Below are 737 nucleotides of genomic sequence, written 5' to 3'. Positions count from 1 at the left end.
CCAGGGATCGTCATAAGCCGCCTCGCGACGGCATCCTCACGAGCCCGGCGCGCAATCTCCTTGTCGAGATCGCCGATCTTCTCGTTCAGCTCCTCCAGCAGGTCGAGCATCGTGCGGAACATCGACCTGGCTGCCTCGGGTAGCGACGAGGCCATCTCGTCCTCAAGCAGATCGCCGAGCATCGCGACGTGCGAGGGACCCTTGGGCGCTACCCAGCCATATTCGGTAAGATGACCTCGGATGGCATTGATCAGCTGGGTGCGCTGCCGCACCAGCAGGTCACGGGTCCGGAACACCAGGCCTGACGCCTGCTGCTCTTCGCTCTTGATCGCCACGAACCGCATGCTCGGGCGCTGGGCGGCCTCGCAGATCGCCTCCGCATCCGCCGCATCATTCTTGTTCCGCTTCACGAACGGCTTCACATACGCCGGCGGGATCAGCTTCACCTTGTATCCCAGCCGTGTCAGCTCTCGGCCCCAATGGTGCGCGCCCCCACAGGCTTCCAGCGCGACCGTACAACGCTGGTGCCCAGCAAAGAACTCCAGCAGCTTCCCTCGGCCGATCTTGCGGCTGAACAGTGCTCGCCCGCTCGCATCCGCGCCGTGCGCATGAAAAACATTCTTCGCGATATCCAATCCGATTATGCTAACTTCCAACACGGACGCCTCCTCTAGTGGTGTGATAACACCTCCACTATGGCACATCGATGCCGCCGGGGGGCGTCCACCCCATCACCC

The 737-nt window shown here is 62.8% G+C and carries 1 protein-coding gene; it reads right to left on the bottom strand.

Features of this window, described 5'->3' with window-relative positions; genetic code table 11:
• The coding region (locus tag L0963_RS19610; RefSeq protein WP_234181523.1) for an IS110 family transposase at positions 1-659 on the bottom strand (659 nt) is incomplete at its 3' end.
• Positions 660-737: the final 78 nt, after the last annotated feature.

The organism is Sphingopyxis sp. NFH-91, from assembly GCF_021401285.1.
In the GTDB taxonomy this organism is placed as follows: domain Bacteria; phylum Pseudomonadota; class Alphaproteobacteria; order Sphingomonadales; family Sphingomonadaceae; genus Sphingopyxis; species Sphingopyxis terrae_A.
This window is presented reverse-complemented; position numbering and strand designations above follow the sequence as displayed.